Source organism: Streptomyces sp. NPDC020597 (assembly GCF_044335095.1).
In the GTDB taxonomy this organism is placed as follows: Bacteria; Actinomycetota; Actinomycetes; order Streptomycetales; family Streptomycetaceae; genus Streptomyces.
Map to the genome: position 1 here is coordinate 18,199 of NZ_JBIRUL010000041.1, position 23,130 is coordinate 41,328.

At 71.3% G+C, this 23,130-nt stretch carries 16 protein-coding genes and 1 riboswitch; of the genes, 7 read left to right on the forward strand and 9 right to left on the reverse strand.

Annotated features, from left to right (window positions below):
- The first annotated feature begins 15 nt into the window (after positions 1-15).
- From nuoL to recQ, 4 genes are all read left to right on the forward strand, one after another.
- On the forward strand, positions 16-1,929 hold the full coding sequence (nuoL, locus tag ACH4ZA_RS37140) for an NADH-quinone oxidoreductase subunit L (protein WP_398433514.1): 1,914 nt from the start codon (positions 16-18) through the stop codon (positions 1,927-1,929).
- Between the two features lie 5 nt (positions 1,930-1,934).
- Positions 1,935-3,506: an NADH-quinone oxidoreductase subunit M gene (locus ACH4ZA_RS37145; protein ID WP_319279995.1), complete on the forward strand. Its 1,572-nt coding sequence runs from the start codon at positions 1,935-1,937 to the stop codon at positions 3,504-3,506.
- Positions 3,503-5,161, forward strand: coding sequence for an NADH-quinone oxidoreductase subunit NuoN (gene nuoN, locus ACH4ZA_RS37150; RefSeq protein WP_398433515.1), 1,659 nt, complete (start codon positions 3,503-3,505; stop codon positions 5,159-5,161). The genes ACH4ZA_RS37145 and nuoN overlap by 4 nt, the downstream gene beginning before the upstream one ends.
- Before the next feature lie 263 nt (positions 5,162-5,424).
- Complete coding sequence (recQ, locus tag ACH4ZA_RS37155; protein WP_398433524.1) at positions 5,425-7,491, forward strand: DNA helicase RecQ; 2,067 nt, start codon at positions 5,425-5,427, stop codon at positions 7,489-7,491.
- Positions 7,492-7,615: 124 nt separating this feature from the next.
- Here recQ and ACH4ZA_RS37160 read toward each other — a convergent pair whose 3' ends face one another.
- The 8 genes from ACH4ZA_RS37160 to fahA form a co-directional block, all read right to left on the reverse strand.
- Positions 7,616-10,540, reverse strand: a complete 2,925-nt coding sequence (locus ACH4ZA_RS37160; protein ID WP_398433516.1) for a fumarate reductase/succinate dehydrogenase flavoprotein subunit — start codon at positions 10,538-10,540, stop codon at positions 7,616-7,618.
- 11 nt (positions 10,541-10,551) lie between these two features.
- Positions 10,552-11,472 carry an ATP-binding cassette domain-containing protein gene (locus tag ACH4ZA_RS37165; protein WP_319279992.1) on the reverse strand — a complete coding sequence of 307 codons (921 nt, stop codon included), beginning with the start codon at positions 11,470-11,472 and terminating at the stop codon, positions 10,552-10,554.
- Positions 11,456-12,388: an ABC transporter permease gene (locus tag ACH4ZA_RS37170; protein ID WP_319279991.1), complete on the reverse strand. Its 933-nt coding sequence runs from the start codon at positions 12,386-12,388 to the stop codon at positions 11,456-11,458. Before ACH4ZA_RS37170 ends, ACH4ZA_RS37165 begins: the two co-directional genes overlap by 17 nt.
- A complete protein-coding gene (locus ACH4ZA_RS37175) occupies positions 12,385-13,728 on the reverse strand; it encodes an ABC transporter substrate-binding protein (protein WP_398433517.1) in 1,344 nt (447 codons plus the stop codon). Before ACH4ZA_RS37175 ends, ACH4ZA_RS37170 begins: the two co-directional genes overlap by 4 nt.
- Before the next feature lie 16 nt (positions 13,729-13,744).
- Entirely contained in the window at positions 13,745-13,972 is a 228-nt protein-coding gene (locus ACH4ZA_RS37180; protein WP_020130156.1) for a ferredoxin family protein, read from the reverse strand.
- Between the two features lie 140 nt (positions 13,973-14,112).
- Positions 14,113-14,901 carry a GntR family transcriptional regulator gene (locus ACH4ZA_RS37185; RefSeq protein WP_319279989.1) on the reverse strand — a complete coding sequence of 263 codons (789 nt, stop codon included), beginning with the start codon at positions 14,899-14,901 and terminating at the stop codon, positions 14,113-14,115.
- A gap of 142 nt (positions 14,902-15,043) precedes the next feature.
- Positions 15,044-15,982 (reverse strand): M56 family metallopeptidase, encoded by a 939-nt coding sequence (locus ACH4ZA_RS37190; RefSeq protein ID WP_319279988.1) that lies wholly within the window; start codon positions 15,980-15,982, stop codon positions 15,044-15,046.
- Positions 15,983-16,295: 313 nt separating this feature from the next.
- Entirely contained in the window at positions 16,296-17,507 is a 1,212-nt protein-coding gene (gene fahA / locus ACH4ZA_RS37195) for a fumarylacetoacetase (RefSeq protein WP_398433518.1), read from the reverse strand.
- A 420-nt stretch (positions 17,508-17,927) separates the two neighbouring features.
- On the opposite strand from fahA, the gene ACH4ZA_RS37200 reads away from it, so the two are divergent.
- On the forward strand, positions 17,928-18,752 hold the full coding sequence (locus tag ACH4ZA_RS37200; protein WP_057584850.1) for an HAD family hydrolase: 825 nt from the start codon (positions 17,928-17,930) through the stop codon (positions 18,750-18,752).
- Positions 18,753-18,783: 31 nt separating this feature from the next.
- Here ACH4ZA_RS37200 and ACH4ZA_RS37205 read toward each other — a convergent pair whose 3' ends face one another.
- Positions 18,784-19,266, reverse strand: a complete 483-nt coding sequence (locus ACH4ZA_RS37205) for a transglycosylase SLT domain-containing protein (RefSeq protein ID WP_319279987.1) — start codon at positions 19,264-19,266, stop codon at positions 18,784-18,786.
- Between the two features lie 4 nt (positions 19,267-19,270).
- A riboswitch (cyclic di-AMP (ydaO/yuaA leader) is annotated at positions 19,271-19,472 on the reverse strand.
- A gap of 756 nt (positions 19,473-20,228) precedes the next feature.
- Here ACH4ZA_RS37205 and ACH4ZA_RS37210 point away from each other — a divergent pair.
- Both ACH4ZA_RS37210 and ACH4ZA_RS37215 read left to right on the forward strand, forming a co-directional pair.
- The gene (locus ACH4ZA_RS37210) at positions 20,229-21,239 is read left to right on the forward strand and encodes a polyprenyl synthetase family protein (protein ID WP_319279986.1); all 1,011 of its coding nucleotides are present in this window, start codon (positions 20,229-20,231) and stop codon (positions 21,237-21,239) included.
- 569 nt (positions 21,240-21,808) lie between these two features.
- Positions 21,809-23,074: an outer membrane lipoprotein carrier protein LolA gene (locus ACH4ZA_RS37215; protein ID WP_398433519.1), complete on the forward strand. Its 1,266-nt coding sequence runs from the start codon at positions 21,809-21,811 to the stop codon at positions 23,072-23,074.
- Positions 23,075-23,130: the final 56 nt, after the last annotated feature.

Below are 23,130 nucleotides of genomic sequence, written 5' to 3' on the forward strand. Positions count from 1 at the left end.
GGGGTCGGAAGAATCGTGGACAACCTGATTGCGCTGCTGATCGCGGCGCCCCTGCTCGGAGCGGCCGTCCTGCTGGTCGGCGGCCGCCGGCTCGACGCCGTCGGCCACTGGATCGGCACGCTGCTCGCGGCCGTCTCCTTCGTGATTGGCGTCGTCCTGTTCAGCGACCTGCTGAGCAGGAGCGCCGAAGACCGCACGCTGACACAGCACCTGTACAGCTGGATCCCGGTCGAGGGTTTCCAGGCGGACGTCGCCTTCCGCCTCGACCAGCTGTCGATGACGTTCGTGCTGCTGATCACGGGCGTCGGCTCGCTGATCCACCTGTACTCGATCGGGTACATGGAGCACGACGAGCGGCGGCGCCGCTTCTTCGGCTACCTGAACCTGTTCCTCGCGGCGATGCTGCTGCTCGTCCTCGCCGACAACTACCTGCTGCTGTACGTCGGCTGGGAGGGCGTCGGTCTCGCGTCCTACCTCCTCATCGGCTTCTGGCAGCACAAGCCCAGCGCCGCGACCGCCGCGAAGAAGGCGTTCCTGGTCAACCGCGTCGGCGACATGGGTCTGTCCATCGCCATCATGCTGATGTTCACCACCTTCGGGACCTTCGCCTTCGGCCCGCTGCTCGGGGCGGAGGGCGAGCCCGGCATCGCCGGCGACGCGTCGGAGGGCAGGCTCACGGCCATCGCCCTGATGCTCCTGCTCGCCGCCTGCGGCAAGTCCGCCCAGGTGCCGCTGCAGTCCTGGCTCGGGGACGCGATGGAGGGCCCGACGCCCGTCTCGGCCCTCATCCACGCGGCCACCATGGTGACCGCGGGCGTCTATCTGATCGTCCGGTCGGCCGCCGTCTTCAACGGCGCGCCCGACGCCCAGCTCGTCGTCACCGTCGTCGGCGCCGTCACGCTCCTGTTCGGTGCGATCGTCGGTTGCGCGAAGGACGACATCAAGAAGGCGCTGGCCGGCTCCACCATGTCCCAGATCGGCTACATGGTGCTGGCCGCGGGCCTCGGTCCCATCGGCTACGTGTTCGCGATCATGCACCTGGTGACGCACGGCTTCTTCAAGGCCGGGCTGTTCCTCGGCGCCGGCTCGGTCATGCACGGCATGAACGACGAGGTCGACATGCGCAAGTACGGCGGCCTGCGAAAGTACATGCCGGTCACCTTCGTCACCTTCGGTCTCGGTTACCTGGCGATCATCGGCTTCCCGGGGCTGTCCGGGTTCTTCTCCAAGGACAAGATCATCGAGGCGGCGTTCGCCAAGGGCGGCGCCGAGGGCTGGATCCTCGGCGGATGCGCCCTGCTCGGAGCGGCCATCACCGCGTACTACATGACCCGCGTGATGCTGATGACGTTCTTCGGGGAGAAGCGCTGGCTGCCCGACGCGGACGGCCACGAGCCGCACCCGCACGAGTCCCCGAAGTCCATGACGATCCCCATGATCGTGCTGGCCTTCGGATCGGTCTTCGCGGGTGGGTTCTTCAGCATCGGTGACCGATTCCTGCACTGGCTGGAGCCCGTCACGGGCCACTCCCACGGCGACTCGCCGGTCAGCGCCCTCACCGTCACCCTCGCCACGATGGCGGTGCTGGTGGTCGGCGTGGCCATCGCCTACGCCCAGTACGGCCGCCGTCCCGTCCCGGTCGTCGCCCCGCGCGGGTCGCTGCTCACCCGGGCCGCCCGACGGGACCTCTTCCAGGACGACTTCAACCACGTCGTGCTGGTCCGCGGTGGCGAGCACCTCACACGCTCCCTGGTCTACGTCGATCACACCCTGGTCGACGGAGTCGTCAACGGCACGGCGGCCTCGGTCGGCGGCCTCTCCGGGCGACTGCGCCGACTGCAGAACGGCTTCGCGCGGTCGTACGCGGTCTCGATGTTCGGCGGTGCGGTGGTCCTCATCGCCGCGACCCTGCTGATGAGGGCGGTCTGATACCGATGTCCTTTCCTCTGCTGACAGCGACGGCGGCGCTCCCGGCGATCGGGGCGGTGGCCACGGCCGCCGTGCCGGCCGCGCGGCGCAACGCCGCCAAATCGCTGGCGTTGCTGTTCTCCGTCGCCACACTGGTCCTGGCGATCGTCGTCCTGGTCCGCTTCGACCCGGACGGCGCCCGCTACCAGCTCACCGAATCCCACTCGTGGATCGCCGACTTCGGCGTCCGTTACGAACTCGGCGTGGACGGCATCGGGGTCGCCCTCGTGGCGCTGACCGCGCTGCTGATCCCGTTCATCATCCTCGCGGGCTGGCACGACGCCGACCCGCTGGAGACCGGCAGCAAGCGCTGGCGGCCCACGCAGGGCTTCTTCGCCCTGATCCTGGCCGTCGAGGCGATGGTGATCCTCTCCTTCGAGGCCACCGACGTCTTCCTCTTCTACATCTTCTTCGAAGCCATGCTCATCCCGATGTACTTCCTCATCGGCGGCTTCGGGGACCGTGCCCACGCGCACGGCGAGGAGACGGCGGCCACCCAACGGTCGTACGCGGCGGTCAAGTTCCTCCTGTACAACCTGGTCGGCGGTCTGATCATGCTGGCTGCGGTGATCGGCCTCTACGTGGTCGCCGGGAACTTCTCGCTCACGGAGATCGCCGAGGCCCGCGCCAACGGCACGCTCGACATGGCGACGAACACCGAACGCTGGCTGTTCCTCGGCTTCTTCTTCGCCTTCGCGGTGAAGGCCCCGCTGTGGCCGCTGCACACCTGGCTGCCCAACGCCATGGGCGAGGCCACCGCTCCCGTCGCGGTGCTGATCACGGCGGTGGTCGACAAGGTGGGCACCTTCGCGATGCTCCGGTTCTGCCTCCAGCTCTTCCCGGAGGCGAGCAAGTGGGCTACGCCCGCGATCCTCGTCCTGGCGCTGATCAGCATCATCTACGGGGCGCTGCTCGCCGTCGGCCAGCGGGACATCAAGCGCCTGGTGGCGTACGCGTCGATCTCGCACTTCGGGTTCATCATCCTGGGCATCTTCGCGATGACCAGCCAGGGTCAGTCCGGCGCCACGCTCTACATGGTCAACCACGGCATCTCGACGGCCGCCCTGATGCTGGTCGCCGGATTCCTGATCTCGCGGCGCGGTTCGCGGCTCATCGCCGACTACGGCGGTGTGCAGAAGGTCGCCCCGGTGCTGGCCGGCACGTTCCTGATCGGTGGTCTGGCGACGCTGTCGCTGCCGGGCCTCGCGCCCTTCGTGAGCGAGTTCCTCGTGCTGGTGGGCACGTTCGCCCGCTATCCGGCCGTCGGCATCATCGCCACCTTCGGCATCGTTCTGGCCGCCCTCTACACGCTGGTCCTCTACCAGCGGACGATGACGGGGCCGGTCAAGCCCGAGGTCTCCGCGATGCCGGACCTGCGCGCGCGTGAGCTCGTCGTCGTCGCCCCGCTGATCGTGCTGTTGATCTTCCTGGGCGTCTACCCCAAGCCCGTCACGGACATCGTGAACCCGGCGGTCAAGCAGACCTTGTCCGACGTGCACAAGAAGGACCCCCGGCCCGAGGTGGAGGCGGCCAAGTGAGCGCATCAGCCGTCCACAGCCTGTGGACAACGGCGGCAGCCGCGACCGAACCTATCTCGAAGATCGACACGCCGAAGATCGAGTACGGGCAGCTGTCGCCCACCTTGATCGTCGTGGGCGCGGCGATCGTCGGGGTGCTGGTCGAGGCGTTCGTGCCGCGCAAGCACCGCTACTACGCACAGCTGTTCGTGACCGTCGTGGCGCTGGTCGCCGCATTCGCCGCGGTGATCGCGCTGGCGGAGGGCGGCTACGGCACCACGAAGGCGCGCATCGCGGCCATGGGCGCGATCGCCGTCGACGGACCCGCCCTCTTCCTGCAAGGGACGATCCTGCTGGCCGCACTGGTCGGAGCGTTCACCTTCGCCGAACGGCGGCTCGACCCCGCGGCGCACGGCAACCGGGTCGACTCCTTCGCCGCCCAGGCGGCCTCCGTACCCGGCAGCGACAGCGAGAAGGCCGCCGTCAAGGCCGGCTTCACGACCACCGAGGTCTTCCCGCTGCTGCTGTTCGCGGTCGCCGGCATGCTCGTCTTCCCGTCGGCGAACGACCTGCTGACGCTCTTCATCGCCCTGGAAGTCTTCTCGCTGCCGCTGTACCTCCTGTGCGCCGTGGCCCGCCGCAAGCGGCTCATGTCGCAGGAGGCCGCGGTCAAGTACTTCCTCCTCGGGGCGTTCGCCTCGGCCTTCACCCTCTTCGGCATCGCCCTGCTGTACGGCTACGCGGGATCGGTGTCGTACGCGACGATCGCGCAGGTCGTCGACGGAACGGTGCAGAACGTGAACCCGGCGCTGGCCGACACCATGGGCAACGACGCGCTGCTGCTCATCGGCGTCGCGATGATCGTCATGGGTCTGCTGTTCAAGGTCGGCGCGGTGCCCTTCCACATGTGGACGCCCGACGTCTACCAGGGTGCGCCGACCCCCGTCACCGGCTTCATGGCCGCGGCGACCAAGGTGGCCGCGTTCGGCGCGCTGCTCCGCCTGCTCTACGTCGTCCTGCCCGGCCTGCGCTGGGACTGGCGGCCGGTGATGTGGGGCGTCGCGGTCGTCACCATGCTGGGCGGCGCGATCGTGGCGATCACACAGACCGACATCAAGCGGCTGCTGGCGTACTCCTCGATCGCGCACGCCGGCTTCATCCTCGCCGGCGTCATCGCGACCACCCCCGACGGCGTCTCGTCCGTCCTCTTCTACCTGGCCGCGTACTCGTTCGTGACGATCGGCGCGTTCGCCGTGGTCACCCTGGTGCGCGACGCCGGCGGTGAGGCGACGCACCTGTCCAAGTGGGCCGGGCTCGGCCGACGGTCGCCGCTGGTGGCGGCCGTGTTCGCGGTGTTCCTGCTGGCCTTCGCGGGTATCCCGCTCACCTCCGGGTTCGCCGGTAAGTTCGCCGTGTTCAAGGCGGCGGCGGAGGGCGGCGCGGCACCGCTGGTCGTCGTCGGCGTGATCTCGTCCGCGATCGCGGCCTTCTTCTACATCCGGGTGATCGTGCTGATGTTCTTCAGCGAGCCGCGGCCCGAGGGCCCGACCGTCGCCGTCCCGTCACCGCTGACGATGACGGCCATCGGAGTGGGCGTGGCGGTCACGCTCGTGCTCGGTGTGGCGCCGCAGTACTTCCTGGACCTGGCGAACCAGGCAGGAGTGTTCGTGCGCTGAACCGGCGACGCCGCGCCGGTGCGCGACCGCCGACACGTTGGGCCCGACTCCCTCAGAGGAGCCGGGCCTAACGTCGTCGCCCGGGTGGGCGAGCCGGCCCGCGGAGCGCTGACGCGGCGCACGACCACCGCGGGGCACGGGACGTGCGACCGGCGCCGTCACGCATAGTCACCGGATCGGGTCTGTGGATAACTCCGGCGGTGTCGGTGCGGACCCCTATCGTGGAGGCAGTGGTCGAAGGGCGACGTACGGGGGACCAGACGATGGGCGCGACGGGCGGGATCAGCGAGATGACAGGGACCACCGGGACACCGGAGCGGACCGACAGCGAGGCATTGGCCACGCTGCACCGGATCTTCGGATACGAGGCCTTCCGCGGCGCGCAGGAAGAGGTCATCGAGCACGTGGTGGCCGGCGGGGACGCAGTGGTCCTCATGCCGACCGGCGGCGGCAAGTCGCTCTGCTACCAGATCCCCGCCCTGGTCAGACCCGGCACGGGAATCGTCGTCTCCCCGCTGATCGCGCTGATGCAGGACCAGGTGGACGCGCTGCGGGCGCTCGGCGTGCGCGCCGGGTTCGTCAACTCCACCCAGGACTTCGACGAGCGGCGCGTGGTCGAGGCCGAGTTCCTGGCCGGCGAGCTGGACCTGCTGTACCTCGCACCGGAGCGACTGCGCCTGGAGTCGACCCAGGAGCTGCTCTCGCGCGGCAAGATCGCGGTGTTCGCGATCGACGAGGCGCACTGTGTGTCCCAGTGGGGCCACGATTTCCGCCCCGACTACCTCACCCTCGCCGTGCTCGGCGAGCGCTGGCCCGACGTCCCGCGGGTCGCCCTCACGGCGACGGCGACGCGCGCCACCCACGACGAGATCACCCAGCGGCTCAACATGCCGTCGGCCCGGCACTTCGTGGCGAGCTTCGACCGGCCCAACATCCAGTACCGGATCGTGCCGAAGTCCGACCCCAAGAAGCAGTTGCTGAGCTTCCTGCGCGAGGAACACCCGGGCGACGCGGGCATCGTGTACTGCCTCTCGCGCAACTCCGTCGAGAAGACGGCCGAGTTCCTCTCCCGCAACGGCGTCGAGGCGGTCCCCTATCACGCGGGTCTGGACGCGGGGACGCGCGCGGCCCACCAGTCGCGGTTCCTGCGCGAGGACGGCCTGGTGGTCTGCGCGACCATCGCCTTCGGCATGGGCATCGACAAGCCCGACGTGCGGTTCGTCGCCCACCTCGACCTGCCGAAGTCGATCGAGGGCTACTACCAGGAGACCGGGCGCGGCGGCCGCGACGGGCTGCCGTCCACGGCATGGATGGCGTACGGCCTCAACGACGTCATCCAGCAGCGCAAGCTCATCCAGTCCGGTGAGGGCGACGAGGCCTTCCGGCGGCGGGCCGGCGCTCACCTGGACTCGATGCTGGCGCTGTGCGAGACCGCCCGGTGCCGCCGTGGACAGCTCCTCGCCTACTTCGGCCAGGAGCCGGACGCGGCGGGCTGCGGCAACTGCGACACCTGCCTCACCCCGCCGGAGACGTGGGACGGCACGGTCGCGGCCCAGAAGGTCCTGTCCACGGTGGTGCGGCTGCAGCGCGAGCGCGGCCAGAAGTTCGGCGCCGTGCAGATCGTGGACATCCTGATGGGCAAGCGCACGGCCAAGGTGATCCAGTTCGACCACGACCAGCTGTCGGTGTTCGGCATCGGCGAGGATCTCACCGAGGGCGAGTGGCGAGGGGTCGTCCGTCAGCTGCTCGCGCAGGGGCTGCTGGCGGTCGAGGGCGAGTACGGCACCCTCGTGCTGACGGAGGCCAGCGGGGCGGTGCTGCGTCGCGAGCGGGACGTACCGCTGCGCAAGGAGCCGAAGAGGCCCGCCGCGTCGTCCAAGGCGTCGGGTGGGGCCTCGTCCGGACGCAAGGGGGCCAGGGCGGCCGTGGCGGAACTGCCCGAGGAACTGCAGCCCGCCTTCGAGGCGCTGCGCGCCTGGCGCGCGGAACAGGCCCGTGAGCAGGGCGTTCCGGCGTACGTCATCTTCCACGACGCCACGCTTCGGGAGATCGCCACGGTGTGGCCGACGTCGGTGCGGCAACTCGGCGGGATCAGCGGAGTCGGTGAGAAGAAGCTGGCGACGTACGGGGAGGGAGTGGTCGCGGTCCTGGCCTCAGTGGGCGAGCCCCCGGCGGGCGGTGCCCCCGCCGGCAGCGCCGAGGACTCGGCAGCCGACGTCGGGGCCGGTGTGCGCAGCGCCGCAGCCCCTGCGCACACCGACCAGAACGCGGGCACCGCGGATCTCTGGCCCGACGTGGACGAAGAGCCCGCGCCCGAGGACTGGATATAGGGAGCCGTAGCAGCAGCCGGAGCCGGAGGCGGACGCGAGTCGGAGGAACCTGGGCCGGAGGCGCGCCCGTACCGCGCTGGTCCTCGGAGTGCCCGGCCCGTGGTCGCCGTTCCGGGCACGTTCCTCACAGGGCGCGGCCCGCGTAGGCCCTGACGTCGGCGTCCGAGTCGGTCGTCGCGGTGGCGAGGGCGGCGCGGGCGGCCTCCGAGGCGCGCAGGCGGGTCAGGGCCAGGACGGCGGCCTTGCGGACGTCCGCGTTCGGGTCCGCCAGGGCCTTGGCGAGGACGGGCACGGCCGTGTCGGGGTGGGTCACCGACAGCGCGGTGGCGGCGCCGGCGCGGACCTGCCAGGCCGGGTCCGTCAGGGCCTCCACGGCTCGGGCGGCGAGCGGCGCCGGGCAGCCGGTCGTGCCCAGCGCCCCGTAGGCGGCGGCACGGACCAGGGCGTCGGGGTCGTCGACCAGCCGGACGAGCGCCGCGTGCACGGCGTCCGGCGCGAGAAGCACGCCTGTGTCGGCACCCGTTTCCGCGCCCGTGCCTGAGCCGGTGGCGCCGTCCACGACCGGTGCCAGGCCGGTCCCGCTGACGGACACCGGGCCTGCGCCGTGGCCGGTCCCGGGTCCGGTCGGCGTGTCGCCGCCGAGGCGTCCGGCAGCCACCGTGGCGAGGGACTTGGCGATCGTGACGCGGACCTCGCGGGAGGGGTCGGCGGTCGCCGCACGGGCCAGTTCGTCGGCGGCGTCGACGGAGACCAGAGCACGGACGGCCTCGATCCGGACGGCGATGTCCGCGTCGGTGAGGGAGCCGGCGAACAGGGCCGCGTCCCCGAGGCGCAGGGCGCGCAGCACGTCCAGGGCCGCCGCACGGACGACGGGGTCGGGCTCGCCCAGCGCGGCGGCGAGACCGACCCGAAGGGCGGGCTCCGCGGGCAGGGTCTCGACGAGCTCCCGGAGCGAGCCCGCCGCCGCGGCGCGCACCGCGGCAGCGGGGTCGCGCAGCGCTTCGGCGAGCGCGGGCCCGGTGCCCGAAGGCAGGGTCTCGGTGAGGACGGCGACGGCCTCGCGCCGCACGGAGGGCGCCGGGTCGGACAAGTAGGGCAGCAGGGCGTCGAGTTCGGGCTCCTCCTCGGCGAGGGCGACGAGCTCGAGCAGACGGGACGACGACCGGAGTGAGGAGGCGTGATCGAGGGCGGGCTCGGACCCGGCGGGCGCGGGGACGTCCGTCTGCGCGGCGAAGGCGTCGACCCCCGCGGCGACCGGGGCCACGTCCCGTGAACCGGCCGTCGCCACGTTCTCGGCGTGGACCTCGCCGATGTGCCGCGACGGGCCGCCGACGGGGGTGAACTCGTCGATCGGAACGAGATACGGAGCCACCGGCCGGGCCGTGAACTCCATGGCGCCGGAAGGGGACTTGTGCAGATCCAGGTGATGGAACCAGGAGGAGTCGTCACGATGAGGATGGTCGAGACGGTCGTGGTAGAGGCCCCAGCGGGACTCCGTGCGGGCCAGCGAGGCGCGTGCGGCCATCTCCGCGCAGTCGCGGATGAAGGTGACCTCGGCGCAGCGCATCAGCTCGTGCGCGGTACGGGCGCCCATCTCGGCGATGTCGTCGCGCATCCGCTCGAAGGACTCCAGGGCGAGCGACAGCCGGGCGCCCGACTTCGGCGGGGCGACGTAGTCGTTCACGAATCGGCGCAGCTTGTACTCGACCTGGGGCTGCGGCGGGCCCTGCGGGTTGCGCAGCGGGCGGTAGATCAACTCGTGTGCCTGGCGCAGCTGGTCGGCGGGCAGCTCGCCTTCGTACGCCCGGTACTGGGCGGCGTCCGAACCCGCCAGGTCGCCGAAGACGAAGGCGCCGATCATGTAGTTGTGCGGGACGCAGGCGAGGTCGCCCGCCGCGTACAGCCGGGGGACGGTGGTGCGGGCGTGCTCGTCCACCCGGACGCCCGAAGCGGAGTGGCCGCCGCACAGGCCGATCTCGGAGATGTGCATCTCGATGTCGTGGGTGCGGTAGTCGTGGCCGCGGCCGGCGTGGAAGGTGCCTCGGGAAGGACGCTCGGTGGAGTGCAGGATCGACTCCAGGGAGGCGATCGACTCCTCGGGCAGATGGCTGAGCTTCAGGTAGACGGGGCCGCGGTCGCTGGCGACCTCCGCGGCGAACTCGGCCATCATCTGGCCCGACCAGTAGTCGGAGTCGACGAACCGCTCGCCGTGCCGGTTGACCTGGTAGCCGCCGAAGGGGTTCGCGACGTAGGCGCAGGCGGGACCGTTGTAGTCCTTGATGAGCGGGTTGATCTGGAAGCACTCGATGCCGGTCAGCTCGGCGCCCGCGTGGTAGGCCATCGCGTAGCCGTCGCCCGCGTTGGTGGGGTTCTCGTACGTGCCGTACAGGTAGCCGGAGGCGGGCAGGCCGAGGCGGCCGCACGCGCCGGTGGCGAGGATGACGCCGCCCGCGCGGACGGTGACGAACTGCCCCGTGCGGGTGTTGAAGCCGACCGCGCCGATGGCCCGCCCGTCGTCGGGGGACGTCAGCACGCGCACCGGCATCACCCGGTTCTCGATGCGGATCCGCTCCCGCATCTCGCGCCGCCGCAGCTGCCGGTACAGCACCTTCTTGACGTCCTTGCCCTCCGGCATGGGCAGTACGTAGGAGCCGGAGCGGTGGACCTGGCGGACCGCGTAGTCGCCGTGCTCGTCCTTCTCGAACTTCACGCCGTACGACTCCAGGCGCTGCACCATGGCGAAGCCCCGGGTGGCGGTCTGGCGGACGGTGGACTGGTCGACGATGCCGTCGTTGGCGCGGGTGATCTCGGCGACGTAGTCGTCCGGCTCGGCGCGGCCGGGGATGACGGCGTTGTTCACGCCGTCCATGCCCATCGCGAGCGCGCCCGAGTGGCGGACGTGGGCCTTCTCCAGGAGCAGCACGTCCGCGCCCCGCTCGGCGGCGGTCAGGGCCGCCATGGTGCCGGCGGTGCCGCCGCCGATGACGAGGACGTCGCAGGTCAGTTCTTCGGCGTCGGTGAGCGCGGGGATCTGCAGGGGGGTGTCCACCGGGGTGCCTTTCAGGTGCTCAGGGAGGTCAGGACGTCGCGTCGCAGTGCCGCGCGCGCGGGGTCGTCGTGGGCGGCGCGGTCGCGGGGTCGGGGCACGTCCCGTACGGCGACGAGCCGGCCCGCGCCGAGCAGGGCCACGCGGTCGCCGAGGAACAGGGCCTCGTCCACGTCGTGTGTGACGAAGACGACGGTCGCCCCGGTCCCCTGCAGTACCTCCACGAGCAGGTCCTGCATGCCGGCGCGGGTCTGGGCGTCCAGGGCGCCGAACGGTTCGTCCATGAGGACGGCGCGCGGGCCGGTGGCGAGGGCGCGGGCCAGTTGCGCCCGCTGGCGCTGTCCTCCGGAGACGCGGTGCGGCAACTGCCGTGCGCGGTCGGCGAGTCCGACCCGCTGGAGCCATCCGGCGGCCTTCTTCCCGCGTTCCGCGCGCCGAAGGCCCTGGATGGCGAGGGGCAGTTCGACGTTGGCCTGCAGGGTGCGCCAGGGCAGCAGGGCGTCCTCCTGGAAGACCAGCGCGCGGTCCGCCGCGGGTCCGCAGATCGGCAGGCCGTCCTGCTCCACGGCGCCGCCCAGCACGGGCAGCAGCCCGGCGAAGGTGCGCAGCAGCGTCGACTTGCCGCAGCCCGAAGGGCCGACGACGGTGAGGATCTCGCCCGGGGGGACGTCCAGGTCCACGTCGGCCAGGGCGGTGGCGTCGGGGCGACCCAGAGCGGCAGCCCGGAGGGTGAGTCGGGTGCCCCGTGCGGGTGAGCCCGTTGCCGTACCGTCCGTCTGCGTCCCGCCTGTCCGCCCGCCGTCCGTCGCCGTGCCGGCGGCTTCGGATCGGGCGGTTTCCGCGGCGGAGGGGGCGGGGTCGGAGGTGGGCGTGGCGTCAGCGGCCGTCCCGGTCGCGGGGCCGGTGGTCTCGCGGGTGTCAGACGAGGTGCTCATGGCGCGTCCCCTCGGGTTCGGGTCCGGCTCCGGTGCGGACGGCGTCGTGGGCGGTGCCGCCGGAAGAGGCGGAGGGGGACGCGGCGGAGGCGGACGAGGCAGGCGCCGGCGCGGGCACCCTGGGGCGCTGCGGACGCGGCCTGCCCGCGGGGACGTACGACGTGCGCGGCAGCCAGCGCGTCAGTCGGCGGCCGAGGAGTTCCACGGCTGTGGAGGTGGCCCAGCCGAGCACGCCGATCGTGACCATGCCGACGAAGACGCCGGGGTAGTCGACGACCGTGTAGTCCTGCCAGGTGCGGTAGCCGACGCCGTACTGTCCGGAGATCATCTCGGCGGAGATCACGCAGATCCACGACACGCCGATGCCGACGGAGAGCCCGCCGAAGATGCCGGGCAGCGCTCCCGGAAGGACGACCGAGCCGAGGATCCGCCACCGGCCGCCGCCCATCGTGCGCACCGCTTCCTCCCAGCCGGGACTCAGCGCGCGGACCGCGTGGCGGGTGGAGACCATGACGGGGAAGAAGGCGGCGGTGAAGGTGATGAAGACGATGCCCTGTTCATTGGAGGGGAAGAGGAGGATCGAGACGGGCACGAGGGCGATCGCGGGGATGGGCCGCACGACCTCGAGGACCGGTCCGAGCAGGTCCTCGGCCAGCCGCGAGCGCGCCACGAGCACGCCCGTGGCGACGCCGACGACGGCTGCCAGCAGGAAGCCGCTGAGGATGCGGGTGAGACTGTCGGTGAGATCGGTCCAGTAGTCGTCGCCGGCCATGCGGTCCTCGAAGGCCCGGGCCACGTCGGCGACGGTCGGGAACTGCGAGAACCGCAGCCACAGGTCGACGTTCAGGCTGGTCAGCAGTTGCCAGACGCCGAGGGCGGCGGCCACCGAGGCGACTCGCAGCGCATACCGGGTCATGACGCGCGCCCCAGGGCGTCGGCATAGGTGACGACGCGGGCGCCGCCGTGCCCGGCGACGTACGCCTGCGCGGTGGCCGGGGTGACGAAGGGCAGGAGGGTCGTGCCGTCGGCCACCCATACGGCCTTGTCGGCGAACCACAGGGTGCCGGTGGTGGCGTCGGGGACGTAGGCGGCGCGGATCTCGTCCTTGTGCCCGGCGACGTAGGTCAGCAGCTCGGCGGGCGTCTTGAAGGCGAGGGTCTTCGCGGCGTCGCCCTTGGGCCAGACCTCGCTCGCGGCGGGCGGGGGAGCGGCGGCGAGCTGCCGGGCGTACGACGGGCCGAGCGCCTTCTTGACGTACTTGTCGTCGACGAAGGAGTCCACGTCGACGTCGCCGGTCAGCTTCGCCCCCTTGAGGATCGACACGTCCTCTTCGAGGGCGGAGACCAGCTGGGGCTTGACGGCCGGGTCGAACGTGGAGATGCCGTGGGCGCCGTTGTAGAGGTAGACGACCTCGGCGGGCAGTTTGGTGGCCTCGGCGACGCTCTCGGCGGCGGCCACGGGGTGGTCGTTCAGATAGGCGGTGGCCTCGGACTGCGCCTTGAGGAACGCCTCCAGCACCCCGGGTCGTTCCTTGGCGAACTTCTCGCGGACGGTGACGCCGTGGAACGTGGCCAGGTTCAGCTGGGCGCCGTCGTAGAGGGCCTTGGCCTTGCCCTGGTAGGCGAGCAGGCCGGGCCAGGCGACGAACTGCGAGAGGGCGTCGGCGCTGCCCGCGGAGAGCGCCGAAGCGCCCACCGCAGGCTGCTGGTTGAGCTTCTCGATCCCCTTGTCCGGGTCGATGCCGGCCCGCTGCAGGGCGCGCACGAGGGTGCCGTCCGCGGCGGAGCCCACGCTGGTGGAGACCTTCTTGCCCTTCAGGTCCTGGAGCGAGGCGAGTTTGGAGTCGGGCGCGGTGACGATGGTGTTGAGGCCGCCGCGGAGGTTGTATCCGGTGATCGACACCAGGTGCGTGGGCTGGTTCAGCTGCTTGCCGCGGGCCGCGTTGATGAGGAGCGGGAAGTCGCCCATCGAGCCGATGTCGATCTTTCCGGCGGTCATCTGCGCGGTGATGGGAGCGCCGGTGGCGTAGTCCTGCCAGTCCACCTTGTACGTCTTGCCGTCGCCGAGCGCGTTCAGTTCCTTCTCGAAGTAGCCGAGGGAACGCAGGAGGGTGCCCGCGGTGACCGTGTTGATGGTCTTGGACTGGTAGCCGACGGTGACGGTGACCGTGGAGCCGCTGCCGGCCTCGGCGCTGCCGCACGCGGCGAGCGGGAACAGCAGGAGGGCGGCGGTCGCGGCGGCTGCTTGGGTTTTCATGGGAGATGCGGGCCTTTCACCGGAGCAGGTAGGGCATGTTGACCGTGACGGCTCCGGTGGGACAGCGGGCCGCGCAGGGGCCGCAGTACCAGCACTCGTCGACGTGCATGTAGGCCTTGCCGTTGCTCTCGTCGATGGCGAGGGAGTCCAGCGGGCACATGTCCACACAGAGGGTGCAGCCGTCGATGCACTTCGACTCGTCGATGGTCACGGGCACGTCGGCCCGCTGGGGCGCCAGGGTCATGGCTGTCTCCGAAAAAGTCCCGAGGAATTCTGAGAAATTCCGCGCGGCAGCGAACCGATGGGGCCCTGCCGAACGATGAAGGGGTGAGAGCGGGGAAGCGGGGGCGAAACGGCTGGAGGAGGGCGGCGGGAGATGGAAGGTCACAGCGAGCGGTGCAGTTGGCCGCTCATCGAGATGCGGTCGCCGCGGAAGCGGATGAACTCGAGGTCCACCGGGCGTCCGTCGGCGAGATGGGTGAGGCGTTCGAGCATCAGGACGGCCGCCCCGCGCGGCGCCTCCAGCACGGCCGCTGAGTGGGCGTCCGCGTTCACCGCCTCCAGGGTGATCTCGGCATGGCCGAGGCGCTGCCCGGTGAGAGCCTCGAGAAGACGGAAGACATCGGTGTTCTCCAGATCGGCGCCCAGCAGATCGACGCCGATGTCGATCGGGACGTAGGTGAGATCGAGGGAGAGGGGCACGCCGCCCAGACGGCGCAGGCGTTCGATGTAGAGGACGTCGGAGCCGGACGGGACGCGGAGGCGTTCGGCCACCGGCGCGGGTGCGGCGACGGGACCCATCGTGCGGACCTCGTTCGTGACGTGGCCGTGTTCGTGCAGGGTCTCCGCGAGCCCCATCAGACGGTCCAGCCCATGGGGGTACTTCTGCGCCACCACGATCGTCCCGACGCCGGGCAGGCGTTCCACCAGGCCTTCGGCCCGCAGGAGGTCGAGGGCCTCGCGGACGGTGTTGCGGGAGGCGCGGTAGTCGGCGGCGAGGGTCGCCTCGTGGGGGAGCGTGCCGGCCGGGAAATCGCCGGTGAGCAGTTGGCGACGGAGAAGGTCGGCGAGCTGACGTGCCTGGTCCGCGCGCAGCCGACGCCGCGCACGGTGGGCGGCGACGGTGGTCGCGCCCTGGCCGGCGTGGTCTCGGATGCGGTCGGTGGCTGGCATGTTTTGAACCATACCGACCCACTAGGAAAAGCAGTGTTGCCGGAATGTTGCGCCATCTGCGGCACCGTCAGGCACGGCTTTGACCTGGGTAAATGCTCGTCCGTCGAGGTAGATCCGCCAGTTTTGGGGGAGATCCGCCGCATCAGGACAGCGCGGTCAGCCCCGGGGCGAAAGTGATCAGCAGCGGCAGCAGCGGGACCAGCGTGGCGACGGTCGTCGTCAGCGCGCGGTGTCGGCGCAGCAGGCGCGGGGGCGGCTCGAGGAGGCGGTCGACGCGCTCGCCCAGCAGACGGTGACTGGAGGCGCAGGACAGGACGCCGCGGTGCTGGTTCAGCTCGATCAGGGCCAGCGCCGTCGTCAGGTGTCCGCAGCGGCGTGACGCCGTGTCGTCGGCGGCGAGTTCGACCAGGCGGTGCGTCTGGTCGCAGAAATGCGAGAAGAGCGGAATGCGGGGGAAGCCGGTGGCGAGGGCGGTGGACAGGTGCAGCAGCCAGTCGTGGTGGGCGCGGGCATGGCCGCGCTCATGGGTGAGGACGGCGTCCAGCTGGTGGGAGGTGAGGCGATGCAGGGCCCCGGTGGTCACGATCAACTGGGGAGGGCTGCCGGGCATCCACCAGGCGTCCGGGTATTCGTCCTCCAGCACGAGCAGCGGGCCCCGGGCGGGTGGCAGGCCCGCGGGCAGGTCGGGGGCGCGTTCGCGCAGGTGGGCCCGCGCGCGGTCACGGCGTCGGCGCGCCTCGACGAGTTCACGGGCGAGCATGGCGGTGGTCCACGCGGCCCCGCAGGCCAGCAGCAGGGTCAGGGCCGTCGCCCACAGCGGGGCGGCGGAGAGGTCGTACGCCTCGGTGACTCCCGCCGGGGCGGGCGCGAAGACCCGCGAGCGGACGGTGTGGAAGACGGCTGCGGCGCCCAGCACCAGGGCCGTCAGGCAGCACAGCAGGACGGTGGCGACCAGGCACTGCCACACCCACAGTCCCACCACCGGCTCCCGCTCGGGCCAGGCGGAGCGGGTCAGCGCACGGGGGGCCGGCACCGCGGCGGTCAGGCCGACGATGCTCAGCAGGAGCAGGCAGACGGTCATGCCGGGGGCTCCGGATCCTGGTCGGGAAGGGGGCGCGCGCCACCCGGGCGCGACGCGCGTGCCGTCGTCGCGCACACGTGCGGCCTGCCACGGGCGGCGGGCCCGGTACGAGGACCGCGCCCGACGCCAGTATGACGGCGGTTCCTCCGGGAGTCAGCCCAAGTCGACGCCCGGATTCGGCCCCCGCCGCCCTGCCCGGGCGTGGACCCGGAGGCCGGCCGGCGCACCGCCCGCCGTCCCGTCGCCGGGCACGGCGCCGCCCGCCGTTGCGCGGCCCGTCAACGGGCGCGGGGGCGGGAGCGTGGGCCGCGCCTCAACCGGCGACCACCCGGCCGCTCACCTCGCCCAGACCCACCCGCACTCCGTCGGGGCCGGGAGCCCACGCCGAGAGGGTCACCACATCGCCGTCCTCCAGGAACGCCCTTTTGCCGTCGGGCAGTTCCAGCGGGTCACGGCCGTTCCAGGTCAGCTCCAGGAGGGAGCCGAGCTGGTCCGGGTCCGGTCCGCTCACCGTGCCCGAGCCGTACAGGTCGCCGGTGCGCAGGGACGCCCCGTTGACCGTGAGGTGGGCCAGTTGCTGGGCGGCCGTCCAGTACATGGTGGAGAAGGGCGGCTCGGAGACGACGTGACCGTTGACCGCGACAGAGATGCGCAGGTCGTAGCCGGCGGGTTCGGCGTCGGAGTCGTCCAGGTAGGGAAGGAGGGGGTGGGTCCGCTCCGGAGGCGTGGTCCGAGCCTCGTCCAGGGCGTCCAGGGGGGTGATCCACGCCGACACCGACGTGGCGAACGACTTGCCGAGGAAGGGGCCGAGGGGTACGTACTCCCAGGCCTGGATGTCACGGGCGGACCAGTCGTTGAGCAGGCACAGCCCGAAGACGTGCTCGCGGTAGTCGGCCAGTGCGACCGGGCTGCCCTGCTTCGACGGCACGCCGACCACGAAGCCGACCTCGGCCTCGATGTCGAGCCGCACGGAGGGGCCGAAGACGGGGGCGGGGTCGGAGGGCGCCTTGCGCTGGCCCGAGGGGCGCACCACGTCCGTTCCGGAGACCACGACCGTGCCGGCACGGCCGTGGTAACCGATCGGCAGGTGCTTCCAGTTGGCGAGGAGGGTGTCGCCGGCGTCCGGGCGGAAGATCGCACCGGCGTTCCTGGCGTGATGTTCGGAGGAGTAGAAGTCGACGTAGTCGGCGACCTCGAAGGGGAGGTGCAGGGACACCGCGGACAGGGGATGCAGCAGCGGTTCGACGGTGGGGCGGTGAGCGGGGTCGGTGACCCACTCCGTGAGCGCACTCCGCACCTGCGACCAGACGGCGCGACCCGCCGCGAGCAGCGGGTTCAGGGTCGGCGCCGACAGCAGCTCCGCGTGGGGCGAGCCGAGCGCCCGGGCAGCCGCGCCCGCGTCCAGCACGTGCTCGCCGAGCCGGACGCCGACGGTCCGCCTGGTGGAGCCCGAGAGGGAGAACACGCCGTACGGGAGGTTGTGCGGGCCGAAGGGGTCGCCCTCGGGAAGGTCGAAGGGGGGCATCGGGTACTGCCTCTCTTTCCTGCACTCTCTGGTGCTCGCCATGTCGTGGTCACCGGACACCGGGCGGATGTCGCGCGGGTGCGGCGAGCCGCGCCACACGTTACGGCTGACCTGGCGAAAGCGACATGGGGGACGGGCCGGCGAGGCGTTTCGGCCGGCAACACCGTCCGTCCGGCGCGGCCCGCCCCGGCGCGCGCCGCCTGGCCCCGGCCGGTTCAGGATCCGGCGCCCGATCTCCGACCGGTGCGCAGGCCGTCGAGCGTCCGCCGGCCGGCGATGGGTCAGAAAGCCGCTTCATTGAGCCAGTCCCGGGACGGCACGAGGCCAGTCCCGCAAGGAGAGTTGGCAGAACAGGGCAGGACCTGGCCGTGGTTCGCCTCACGTCGAACCCGGGGGGTACGGGATCCGTATTCTCTGATCATGGCCGCACCCACCGCATATGCCGCGCGCACCGCGTACTCCCTGATCGCCACCGACCTGGACGGAACGCTGCTCCGCGGCGACGACACCTTCTCCGACCGGTCGCTCGACGCACTCGCGCGGGTGGCCGCCGCCGGCGCACGCCACCTGGTGGTGACGGGACGGCCCGCGCCCCGGGTGCGGCCGCTGCTCGAGCGCCTGCACAGCAGAGGGCTCGCGGTGTGCGGACAGGGTGCGCAGCTGTACGACGCCGGTGCGGACCGGCTGCTGTGGTCGGTGACCCTGGACCGGGAATTGGCGGAGACCGCGCTCGGCAAGATCGAGGCGGAGGTCGGGCAGCTCTACGCGGCGGTCGACCAGGACGGGGTCGACGGGCTGACGCTCATCGAGCCGGGCTACCGGATGCCCCACCCGACGCTGCCGGCGCTGCGCGTCGGCCGGCGCGACGACCTGTGGTGCGAGCCGATCAGCAAGGTGCTGTTGCGCCATCCCGCCCTGTCCGACGACGAGTTGGCGGCGACAGCCCGCTCGGTGGTGGGTTCCCTCGCCACGGTCACCATGTCGGGTCCCGGCACGGTCGAGCTGCAGCCCTGCGGGATCACCAAGGCGACGGGGCTCGCGCTGGCCGCGGAACACCTCGGGCTGCGGCCCGAGGACACCGTGGCCTTCGGGGACATGCCCAACGACATCCCGATGTTCGACTGGGCGGCGCGCGGCGTGGCCATGGCCAACGCCCATCCCGAACTCAAGGCGGTGGCCGACGAGGTGACGACGTCGAACGAGGACGACGGCGTGGCCGTCGTCCTCGAAAGACTGTTTCCGTGAGCCCGACCCGCCGGTCGACCCCGCCGGATCGTCAGTAGGCGCCGAAGACGTTGTCGATCGAGCCGTAGCGCGCGGCCGCGTAGTTGCAGGCGGCGGTGATGTTCGCCACCGGGTCGTAGGAGTTCCAGGAGGTGCCCTCGACGTGGTAGGCGCGGAAGGTCGGGTCGATGACCTGCAGCAGGCCCTTGGACGGGATGCCCGCGGCGGCGTTGGAGTCCCAGAGGTTGATGGCGTAGGGGTTGCCCGACGACTCGCGGATGACGTTGCGGTAGATGCCGTTGTACGACCCCGGGATGCCGTGCTGCGACATGACCTGCAGGGAGGCTCGGATCCAGCCGTCGAGGTTGTCGGAGTAGCCGAGGCTGGTCGCGGTGGCGACGGTCGGGGTGGTGGCCGCGGAGGCGGTGGTCGCGCCGATGAGCGGGAGCGCCAGTACGGCGACTCCGGTGCCGGCGACGGCGAGCTTGCGGACCAGGCGGGACGTGCGGTTGGAACGCTGAGCGGCAGCGGACATGACGAGCTTTCCTCTCCGTCGCCTGCGAGGTGAGCTGTCGGGTTCGGGCGGGAGCTGCCCGGTCGCGTCCTGACGGTCGCGACTTCACCCCGAGCCGTAGCGGATTGCCCGTAAAGGTCTGGATGTCCAGAACGTCAGAGCAATGCGCTGCGGCGGCCTACCTGGTTCCCCCGCTCCTGCCATGCGTTTCTCGGTGGGTGTTACGGGCGGCGGCAGGATTAGGCGTCCGCCCGACAGGCCGGGAACGTATGCGAGAGCACATGTCCGAAACAAGTGCCGGATTCACAGATGACCCCTATTGACCTTGGTCTGTGCCGTATGGGGCACTTGATCCTTTGTGGGTGCAAAGCATCAACTCGCCTGCCGGGTGCGGTGGATCGAGGGGTGGCGGACGCCGGTCGCCGCGCGGAAGCCAGTGAGCCATGTCACGCTGGATCACAAGGTTCGCTAATCGGGCATTAGCCTCAACTGGCTTGTTATGGCGCATGGGAGAGGTGGGCGGCCTCTGCCGCACCCCCGGTCGCGCCCCTCGTGGCGCTACCGACCGCCTGAGGCGTCCCCGGTCGCGGCCCGTGTCACGCCGGGGGGCCGTGCCGGCGGTCGCGTCGCGCGGTTGCGTTCCGCGATCGCGTTGCGCCGGGGTCACTCTCTGTATGTGTGGCGGCATGGTCATGTCGCCACGGCACACCCGGCCGGGTGCCGGCCTCGGCGGGAACATGATTCGGCACTTCGCGGCAACCCGATGAATATCTCTTCGTATGGGCTGATCAGAAACATCGCGGACGTGATCAGATACGGTCTGGCCCGATGCGTGCACCTCGCGGGCGAGTGCATTCGCCCCCGGGGGACGTGGGGGCTATCGGTGATCGAAACGTGACCGGATACGCTGACTCGAGTGATGGCAGCGACCTATCGACAAACCGCGTAATCGCCAGTAGACACCAGCAGACAGGAGACCCCTCGTGACCGTCGTCGGGCCGTTCGGGCTGAGCGTGCGGGACCAGGCTCTGGAAGCCGATGTCCAGGCCGGATTGGCGGCTGTCGAGGAAGGCTTGCTCGAGGCCACCAAGAGTGAGGTTCCGTTCATCACGGAGGCCGCCCAGCACCTGGTGCGGGCGGGCGGGAAGCGGTTCCGCCCGCTGCTCGTGATGCTCGCGGCGCAGTTCGGTGACAGGCACGCGCCGGGCATCGTGCCGTCGGCCGTGGTGGTGGAGCTGACGCACCTGGCCACGCTGTACCACGACGACGTGATGGACGAGGCCGCCGTACGGCGCGGGGTCCCCAGCGCTAACGCCCGCTGGGGAAACTCGGTGGCCGTCCTCACCGGTGACTTCCTCTTCGCGCGTGCCTCGCACATCCTGGCCGATCTCGGTCCGGAGGCGGTGCGGGTGCAGGCGGAGGCGTTCGAGCGGCTGGTCACCGGCCAGATCCTGGAGACGGCGGGGCCCACCGACGGGCGGGACCCGGTCGAGCACTACCTCGACGTGCTCGGCGGCAAGACCGGTTCGCTGGTCGCGGTCGCCTGCCGGTTCGGCGCCATGATGTCGGGCGCCGACGACACGGTCGTCGACGTGCTGACGCAGTACGGCGAGCGGCTCGGCGTCGCCTTCCAGCTGGCGGACGACGTGCTGGACATCGCGTCCGACTCGCACGAGTCCGGCAAGACGCCCGGCACCGATCTCCGCGAGGGCGTGCCCACCCTGCCCGTGCTGCGGCTGCGGGAACGGGCCGCGCGACTGTCCCTGCCCGAGGACATCGCACTGTGCGAGCTGCTGGACTCCGACCTGAGCGACGACGCCCGGCTCGCCGAGGCCATCGAGGCGCTCCGGGCCCACCCGGCGCTGGAGCAGGCCCGCCGGGACACCGTGCGGTACGCGAACGACGCGCGGGCCGCGCTGGCGCCGCTGCGCGAGTGCGACGCGAAAGCGGCGCTGATGGAACTCTGTGACGCGGTGGTCCACCGGGCGGGCTGAACCCTCCCCGCACGTCCCGCCCCCCGGCTCCCGGCTCCCGCCCCCCCCCGCCCCTCGGCTCCCGACCGCCGATGTCCGGCCGGCTGTCGAGCCCGCGAGCCGTGCGGCTGTCGAGCCCGCGGCCGTCGGCCGTCGAGCCACCGAGCCGTGCGGCCGGCGACCCTCGTCGTCGGCCGCGCCGCCCGACGCGCATCGCCGGCCGCCTCCGCCTCCGTATCCGCATCCGTAGCAGCCGCCGCAATCCTGTCTGCCGCTGTCTCTGCCGCGGTCTCTGTCTCTGTCTCTGTCTCTGTCTCTGTCTCTGCTGCCGTCTCTGCCACTGCTTCTGCGTTCGCATCCGCGTCGAGCCGTCGCGACCCCTACGGGTCCGCAGCCGTCCTGACGCTCCCGTGTCATACCGCAGGTGTATGCGGAGTTGAGCCCTCGGGTTGACGCTTCCGAGGAGTCGATTTGGTCAGATGGGAACCACGGAAAACACCACTCCTCACCGATTCGGGTGAGAATGGCGGCTCGGGGTGGGACGTTCAGCGTGATGACCAGCCGCCGCCGACGACGGAGGTAAGGGACACATGGCACCGAAGGCATCCGACGACACCATGACCGGCGGGGACGCCATCGGCGGGGAGGCCGACGACCTGCGCGTCGGACGGCGCAAGGCCGTGCGTTACGTCGTTCCGGTCACCGTGATCGGTGTCGCGGCCGCGACGATCGGGCTGGTCCCGGCGCTCGCCGACTCCGGCGACCCCGACCTGCCGAAGATCACCGCACAGCAGCTCCTCGACAAGATCGCCGCCTCGGACGTGCAGCAGCTGTCCGGAACGGTGAAGATCACCACGGACCTCGGGCTGCCCGACCTCGGCGGTCTGGAGAGCGGCCTCCTCTCGGGGGCGGCCAAGGGCGACGACGGCTCGGCCGCCGATCCGTCCGCCAAGCTCACCGAACTCGCCTCCGGGACGCACACGTTGCGCGTCGCCGCCGACGGGCCGGACCGGCAGAAGCTCTCGCTGCTGGAGCACGCCGCCGAATACAGCGTCATCCACAACGGCAAGAACGTGTGGGGGTACGACAGCGCATCCAACGAGGTCTACCACTCCACCGTCGAGGAGAGCGCGGGGAAGAAGGCGGAGCCCCCCGTTCCCGCGACGCCGAAGGACCTCACCGAGGACGCCCTGAAGGCCGTCGACGGCACGACGTCGGTCACCGTGGACGGCACGGTCCAGGTCGCCGGCCGCGACGCCTACAAGCTGCTCGTGAAGCCGAAGCAGTCCGGGTCCACGGTGGGCGCGATCAGCGTCGCGGTGGACGCGAAGACGGGCCTGCCGCTGAAGTTCACGCTGACCCCGGCGAGCGGCGGCGCCGCCGTCGTCGATGCCGGCTTCACCCAGGTCACCTTCGCCAAGCCCGCCGCCTCCACCTTCGACTTCACCGCTCCCAAGGGCGCGAAGGTCACCGAAGGCGACGAGGGCGGCAAGGACCGCAAGGGCGGCAAGACTCACGAGGGAGCCATGCCGGCCCCCGGGCGCGGCGACTCCGACGGCTTCGCCGAGGCCTTCGGCGGTCAGGGCGGTCCCGAGGGCCTCGACGTCATCGGCGAGGGCTGGACCTCGGTCGCCGTCTTCGGCGCCGGCGGTGAGGGCGCGCCCTCGGGCGGCGAGGCCGGCGGCGACCTCGGCGGGTTCCTCGGCTCCCTCGGCGACAAGGTGAGCGGCAAGTTCGGCTCCGGGACCGTCTTCTCCACGCGTCTGATCAACGCCCTGATGACGGACGACGGCAAGGTCTACGTCGGTGCGGTCACCAAGGACGCCCTGGTGAAGGCAGCCGACGCAGGCAAGTGAGCGGCGCAGACGCAGCGGGGCAGGCGTCGCCGGCAGCGGCGCAGGCGCAGCGGAGC